At 60.8% G+C, this 6,742-nt stretch carries 6 protein-coding genes and 1 pseudogene; 4 read left to right on the forward strand and 3 right to left on the reverse strand.

Annotation, left to right across the window (positions count from 1 at the left end; translation table 11 throughout):
• Positions 1-174: 174 nt before the first annotated feature.
• The gene (locus HP546_RS23630) at positions 175-660 is read right to left on the reverse strand and encodes a flavin reductase family protein (RefSeq protein WP_172230222.1); all 486 of its coding nucleotides are present in this window, start codon (positions 658-660) and stop codon (positions 175-177) included.
• Between the two features lie 316 nt (positions 661-976).
• Between HP546_RS23630 and HP546_RS23635 the strand changes: the two genes are divergently transcribed.
• Positions 977-2,383, forward strand: coding sequence for a cytosine permease (locus HP546_RS23635; protein WP_172230225.1), 1,407 nt, complete (start codon positions 977-979; stop codon positions 2,381-2,383).
• A 288-nt stretch (positions 2,384-2,671) separates the two neighbouring features.
• Positions 2,672-3,316: an RHS repeat-associated core domain-containing protein gene (locus HP546_RS23640; RefSeq protein WP_172230227.1), complete on the forward strand. Its 645-nt coding sequence runs from the start codon at positions 2,672-2,674 to the stop codon at positions 3,314-3,316.
• A gap of 139 nt (positions 3,317-3,455) precedes the next feature.
• Here HP546_RS23640 and HP546_RS23645 read toward each other — a convergent pair whose 3' ends face one another.
• On the reverse strand, positions 3,456-4,658 hold the full coding sequence (locus HP546_RS23645) for an NAD(P)/FAD-dependent oxidoreductase (RefSeq protein WP_172230230.1): 1,203 nt from the start codon (positions 4,656-4,658) through the stop codon (positions 3,456-3,458).
• A 351-nt stretch (positions 4,659-5,009) separates the two neighbouring features.
• Here HP546_RS23645 and HP546_RS23650 point away from each other — a divergent pair, with 351 nt between their 5' ends.
• Entirely contained in the window at positions 5,010-5,549 is a 540-nt protein-coding gene (locus HP546_RS23650) for an Rrf2 family transcriptional regulator (RefSeq protein ID WP_172230233.1), read from the forward strand.
• 45 nt (positions 5,550-5,594) lie between these two features.
• Here the strand turns inward: HP546_RS23650 and HP546_RS23655 are convergent, their stop codons facing one another.
• On the reverse strand, positions 5,595-6,506 hold the full coding sequence (locus HP546_RS23655) for an AraC family transcriptional regulator (protein WP_172230236.1): 912 nt from the start codon (positions 6,504-6,506) through the stop codon (positions 5,595-5,597).
• Between the two features lie 42 nt (positions 6,507-6,548).
• Here HP546_RS23655 and HP546_RS23660 point away from each other — a divergent pair.
• A pseudogene (locus HP546_RS23660) lies at positions 6,549-6,742 on the forward strand (carboxymuconolactone decarboxylase family protein); the annotation flags it as partial.

The following is a 6,742-nucleotide window of genomic DNA, read 5'->3' on the forward strand; positions in this document are numbered from 1 at the left end:
TTCGGCCATCAGGGTCAGTTCGGTCAGGTCTTCGAACAGCTGGCGGTGGCTGACCTGTTCATCCCAACGTTCCATGTGTACGAACAACGAAAATTTCATGTGGCTTTCCTCAACGCTTGAAAGTGGCTGGCACCGGGCAGGGCAGGCGCCAGTTGTCTCGATTCAGAATAGGCTTCAGGCAAAGGCCGGCAGGCTGGCCATCTTGCCGCGGCAGTACACCATCGGCCGCGGTGCTGCTTCAGGAACGATCAGGTTGTGCACCTTGCCGACCATGATGGCGTGGTCGCCACCTTCATATTCACGCCACAATTCGCATTCGATGACGGCGGTGGCACCGGCCAGGATCGGGTTTCCCAGCTCGCTCAGGGTCCACTCGATACCGCTGGCCTTGTCCTTGCCCTTCTTGGCGAACGCATAAGCTTCGGCTTGCTGCTCACCGGACAACAGGTGAATGGCAAAACGCTTTTGCTTGATCAGTACCGGGTAGGAATCGGAAGTGTAGTTGGGGCAGAACAGCACCAGCGGCGGGTCCATCGACAGGGAGGAGAAGGCGCTGGCGGTCAGGCCGACGACCGAGCCGTCGTCGTCCAGGGTGGTGATGACGGTTACGCCGGACGGAAAGGAGCCCAGGACGTTCTTGTAGACGGTTGCGTCGATCATCTGGTGTACCTCTAAAAGGCTGCGGTGGTCCGCGGTTTTTATCGTTGATGTGTCTGATGGTATACCGTAATACCTATTTTGCAAGCGGAATTTTCACTCGCTGTTTTTCACGATGAATGGCTACAAGCCACGTATAACGTGGCCTGTAGCGGTGAGGCGGTTTGTCGCACGGCAGGCGCAAGCGGATCAGTGGCCATTTTTTCATGCGGATCAGTGTTGTCAAAAGCTTGGAATACCATAATATGGTCCGCAGCTGAGAGGCCGCCTAGACGCGGTTTCCTTACAACGATAAAAACGACCTTTCGAGCTGAATCCTATGTCCCAATCGTCATCGCAAAACCAGTTTGTCGAGAATCACACGGTCGATTACGTTCCACCTGCCGAGCGCCATGGGAAGGCGCGCGATCTGTTCACCCTCTGGTTCAGTACCAACATTGCGCCACTGCCTATCGTCACCGGCGCCATGGTGGTCCAGGTGTTCCACCTGAACCTGCTGTGGGGGCTGATCGCCATCGTGCTGGGTCATCTTGTCGGGGGCGTGGTCATCGCCCTGGCCTCTGCGCAGGGACCGCAGCTGGGCATTCCGCAGATGGTGCAGAGCCGGGGCCAGTTCGGCCGCTATGGCGCCTTGCTGATCGTGTTCTTCACCGCGCTGATCTATGTCGGCTTCTTCATCTCCAACATTGTCCTGGCAGGCAAGACCATCCACGGCATTGCACCCAGCGTGCCGATGCCAGGGGCGATCGTGATCGGTGCCCTGAGCGCCACTGCCATTGGCGTGGTTGGCTACCGCTTCATCCATATCCTCAACCGCATCGGCACCTGGGTGATGGGCTCGGCGTTGCTGGCCGGCTTCATCATGATGTTTGTCCAGGACTTGCCGGCCGACTTCTTCAACCGCGGCGCGTTCAACCTGTCGGGCTTCATCGCCACGGTGTCGCTGGGGGTGATCTGGCAGATCAGCTTCTCGCCGTACACCTCTGACTACTCGCGCTACCTGCCGCGGGAAGTGGGCATTGCCAAGCCGTTCTGGGCGACCTACTTCGGCGCCACCCTGGGCACCATCCTGTGCTTCAGCTTTGGGGCGGTGGCGGTGCTGTGCGTGCCGGAAGGCACCGACGCGATGGATGCGGTGAAGCAGGCGACCGGCTGGCTGGGGCCGATCCTGATGGTGTTGTTCCTGCTCAACATCATCAGCCACAACGCCCTCAACCTGTACGGTGCGGTGCTGTCGATCGTCACCGCGATCCAGACCTTCGTCGCCGAGTGGACGCCGAGCATCAAGGTGCGGGTGATTCTGGCTTCGGTGATTCTGCTGGGCTGTGGCCTGGTGGCACTGAATGCTTCGGCGGGCTTCATCGGCCAGTTCATCGGCCTGATCCTGGCGCTGCTGCTGGTGCTGGTGCCGTGGGCTTCGATCAACCTGATCGACTTCTACCTGATCAAGAAGGGCCAGTACGACATCGCCTCGATCTTCAGTGCCGATGGCGGCATCTACGGCCGCTTCAACCACCACGCGATCATTGCCTACGCCTGCGGCATCCTGGTGCAGTTGCCGTTTGCCAATACATCGCTGTATGTGGGGCCGTATTCGAACATTGTCGAAGGGGCTGACCTGTCGTGGCTGTTCGGCTTGCTGGTGACGGTGCCGCTGTACTACTGCCTGGCGACCCGGGGCAAGGCTGCCGAGCAGCCGGGGCGGGTGGTGAGTATCAACGACTGATAGATAGAAGTTGCGGTGACAGGGGCTGCTTGGCAGCCCATCGCAGGCAAGCCAGCTCCTACAGGTACAGCGCAAGCCTTGGACATTGTGCAATCGGTGTAGGAGCTGGCTTGCCTGCGATGGGCCGCAAAGCGGCCCCAGCTGTTTCAGGTCATGCGTTGTATTGCTCGACCCAGCCAGCCACACCCACTGCAAGCCGGCCGCCGCGTTGCCTGGTAAAAATGCCAGTTCAACAAGAGATCATTTTTCCGCACAGTCTTACGAAAAGTAGTTCATGAAGGTGATGGAATGAACCGGCGCCGCAATCAAGTCTCAGACTGCCTACTTAACTATACGGCGTATGGTTACCTGCCAGTCAGCAGTGCTGAGGCAATGTTGGGGTTCAACGGCCAACTGCTGGATCGGATGATTCAGGGTTATTGGCTTGGCAACGGGCATCGGTCATACGCCCCCTCTCTCATGCGTTTTATCAGCCCGGACCAGCTGAGCCCATTTGGTGAAGGTGGGCTGAACAGTTATGCCTATTGCGCAGGTGACCCGATCAACTGGGTTGATCCGACGGGAAAAATACGCTGGCCTGGGCGTGCTTTCAGGCAGCGCAATGGACCGGGGAGTTACAAGGGCTTTCCGGAGCGTAGCGTGAATCGAACGGACATTTTGATGGCGATGGGAGAGAGCGCTCCGCGAAAAGATCTCTCAAAGCTCCCAACGCAAGAGGTCGTCGGTACTCCCTCAAATGGGCCAACTATCGATCAGTTAGTCCCTGAATGGTATTGGGAACACCGGCCAGTCCAACGCCCGTTTTCTCGTGATGAGATGATTGCCAATCATCAGCGAACCCAGGGAGGAGGAGAGATCGCGGCTGTTGAAAACAGGCAAGCAGACATCAGACAAATTCAGATCCTGTCCACTGTAGGACACGACCCACTCTGAACAACGGAACCAGTCGCCGTGAATGGTTGCAAGGCATTCAAGTTCCACCGCCGCGGTCATCTGGTTGACGGCGGTGGCGGCGTTACGGCATGAAGTGACAAAACCGCCATTTGCTGACGGTTCTGTCTGGAAATAGCCGTCAAACGATCGCGATCAGCGGGTCGGCCGCTGCCAGGGCCAGGGCGCGGTCCGCTGCTGGCGGGTAGATCCATACCGAGTTGATCTGGCGCTTGAGGTCCTTGCCTTCCTGGCCATGCAGCTTCAGTTCGCGCTCCCAGCCTTCACTGAAGGCTGCGCCCCAGTCGCCGAGGTCCAGGCAGGTGACATACTTGGGCTGGCGGTAGACCACCGGCTGCATGCCCAACAGGTCGGCCATGGCGTTATTGCCAGAGTGCCGGCCCATGGGGATGGCGTGCTGGCAGGTCATCAGGGCATGGTTGCCCAGCTCGTCGACGGCCGCCCAGGCAGTATCGCCGGTGGCGTAGATGTGCTCCTGGCCGATTACTCTCAGGTGGTCGTCTACCTTCAGCCGGCCGAAGTTGTCACGCTCGCCGTCCACCTGCGCAGTCAGCGGGCTGGCCTTGACGCCGACGGTCCAGATTACCGTGTTGCTGGCGATGTACTCGCCGTTGTCCAGGGTCACCCCACCGGCATCGACGGCCACCACCGACGTACCCGCCCGCCATTCGACACCGGCCTGCTCGCACGCTGCAATGATCGACGGCGTGATGCCTGCGCCCAGCGCCGCCCCGATCTTTGCGCCGCGGTCCACCACCAGCACCCGTACCGGCGCATCGCTGCCAAGCAAGGTACGCAAGCGAGCGGGCATTTCGGTGGCGGTCTCGATGCCGGTGAAGCCACCGCCACAGACCACCACGGTATTGCGTGCCGGCGAGGTGGGCAGGGCGGCCAGACCGGCCAGGTGCTGCTCCAGCTTGATCGCCGACTCCATCTGGTCGACATCGAAGACATGTTCTGCAAGGCCTGGCACTGCCGGGCGGGCGACCTGGCTGCCAGCGGCGAGGATCAGGCGCTCGTAGCCGATCTGCTGGCGCTGGCCGTTGGTGTCGGTGTAGCTGACGCTAAGGCCAGCGGCATCGATGCCCTCGGCATTGCCGGTGATGAAACGCACGCCTACGGCCTCGAACAGGTCGCTGACCGACGCTTTCATGCTGTGCACATCGGCTTCGTAGAAGCGCGGGCGGATGCGCAGTTCCGGTTGCGGGGCCAGCACGCTGATGCTCAGGTCGTCGCGCTGCGCCTGGTCCAGGAGGCGTGCGGCGCTGAGGGCGCTCCAGACGCCGGCAAAACCAGAACCGATGATGAGGATGTTCGATTTCATGTAGGTGCTCCGCAAGGGTCGAAGAGGGCTTCGAGCACGGGTTGGGGTCGCTCGAATAACTACGACTGTATTTGTCGGAGTTGCTTGGTGCAAGTGTTTTTTTCGGGTGTTGGGGTTTTTGGCCGAGTGGTATGGCCTTGGGGAGATGGGTGTATGGGGCAGGCCGGTCGGTTGTGCGGGGTGGGGCTGACAGGCGCTGAAACTCTCATGCCGGTCACCTCTCAGCCCCAACCCCCAACCCCACGACCATCAGCCCATCCCCCACAACCAGGCCCGCAACCGACAGATTCACACTTTGCGCGAACCCTCTCCCAAGCGTATTATTTACGACAATATTGGTCGGAGATTACTATGTCGCTCTACAGTGCTGGCGTCGAATACGGCATCCATTGCCTGCTGTTCCTGGTGGACGAGCGCGGTGATTCGCGAGATTCCAGCGTGCGCGATCTGGCAGAGTTGCAGGGTGTACCCCAGGAATACCTGGCCAAGGTGTTCACCAAACTGGCCCGAGCCGGGCTGGTGGCCGCCACCGAGGGCGTGCGCGGTGGCTTCCGCCTGGCCCGGCCGTCCGATGAAATCACCGTGCTGGATATCGTCAATGCCATCGATGGGCCGAAAAAGATCTTCGACTGCCGCGAGATCCGTGAACGTTGCAGCCTGTTTGAGGGCTCGGCACCCAGCTGGGCGACCGAGGGCACCTGTGCCATTCACGCGGTAATGCTGGGCGCGCAGAAGCGCATGGAGGAGGCCCTGGCGCAGCAGACGATTCTCGACCTGGCGCGACGCTTCGGGCGCAAGGCGCCGGCCGAGTTCGGGCAGAAGGTCAATGCCTGGATGGGCGAGCGGCGGGATGGTAAAGGAGCAGGGGATATTCCGGTTAAACAAGTGTGAATCTGTTGGCTGTGGCGGTCTTATCGATGGGTAGCGCTCTGTGGCTCACCGCCCCTCATGCTGCCTGCGATAAGCCCCTGGCTGCACCCCCACGGCCTTGGCAAACGCCCTGGTAAACGCCGCCACCGACTGATACCCCACCTGCGCGCCCACCTGTTCTACCGTGTGCCCGGTTCTGAGCAGCTGGCTTGCATGGCGCATACGCAAAGCCAGCAGCACTTGCCCCGGCGACTGCCCGGCGACCTCACTGAACCGCTTGAAAAACGCTGACCGCGACAAACCGGTACACGCGGCCATGCTCTCCAGCGTCCAGGCTTGCCCCGGGTGCTCGATCAACTGCTGCAACAACCCGGCAAACGCCGGTTGCCGGGCCAGTGCAACCAGCCCGCCCAACGATTGCCCGGCATGCACCTGCTGGCGCAGCACATACAGGAACAGCAAATGCGTCAGCCGCTCCAGCAATGTCTGTGATGGCCCGGCGTCGCGTTGGCATTCTTGCAGAATCAGCTCGAACAACGCGCGTGCCGCATGCCCGGCCGGTTCGTTGCCGCGCAGCGTTATCCAGTCGGCCAGCCCTTCGACGATCAGCGCTGACAAGCCTGGCTTGAAATGGAAGAAACCGCACACCAGCCCAACCCCCTCGACCGCATCCGCTTCCAGTGCCTGCATGTGCTGGCGCGGCTGGGCGCAGGCGCTGGCCGGGTCCTGGTCGCTGGACAAGCGATAACCAAGGTCACGCAGCAGGAACACCGCGTCCCCGGCCTCCAGGCGCAGCGCCTGGGCATGGCCGTCGATGTGCAGCCAGCAATGCCCCTGAACCACCAGGTGGAAGCTGGCCCGGCCCATGCCCTGGGTGCTGGCGTGCCAACCGCCACAGTAGCGACCGACATGGAACAGGCTGGCATAGAGCTCCAGGCCTTCTAATAACCAATCGACAAGGGGGCTGGACGAAATCATCTAATACAAAGACTCGGGAGCAAGGAAAGGCGACTGATGAATATGGAGGGTAATTCTTATAACCAACAGACTGTAGTGACACCCATCAAAGGAGACCACTGCATGTCCTCGCGCATTACTCTACACACCCTGCAGACCGCACCGGAAGCGGCCCGTCCGTTCCTCGAGAACGCTCAGAAGGCATCCGGCTTCATCCCCAACCTGCTCGGCGTGCTGGCCAACGCCCCGGCAGCGCT

The organism is Pseudomonas sp. CM25, assembly GCF_013179705.1.
In the GTDB taxonomy this organism is placed as follows: Bacteria; Pseudomonadota; Gammaproteobacteria; order Pseudomonadales; family Pseudomonadaceae; genus Aquipseudomonas.

Bases quoted from the DNA above. Each gene is read 5' to 3' on its own strand.
- HP546_RS23630 (WP_172230222.1), bottom strand. From the start codon at position 660: ATGATCGACGCAACCGTCTACAAGAACGTCCTGGGCTCCTTTCCGTCC.
- HP546_RS23635 (WP_172230225.1), top strand. From the start codon at position 977: ATGTCCCAATCGTCATCGCAAAACCAGTTTGTCGAGAATCACACGGTC.
- HP546_RS23640 (WP_172230227.1), top strand. From the start codon at position 2,672: ATGAACCGGCGCCGCAATCAAGTCTCAGACTGCCTACTTAACTATACG.
- HP546_RS23645 (WP_172230230.1), bottom strand. From the start codon at position 4,658: ATGAAATCGAACATCCTCATCATCGGTTCTGGTTTTGCCGGCGTCTGG.
- HP546_RS23650 (WP_172230233.1), top strand. From the start codon at position 5,010: ATGTCGCTCTACAGTGCTGGCGTCGAATACGGCATCCATTGCCTGCTG.
- HP546_RS23655 (WP_172230236.1), bottom strand. From the start codon at position 6,506: ATGATTTCGTCCAGCCCCCTTGTCGATTGGTTATTAGAAGGCCTGGAG.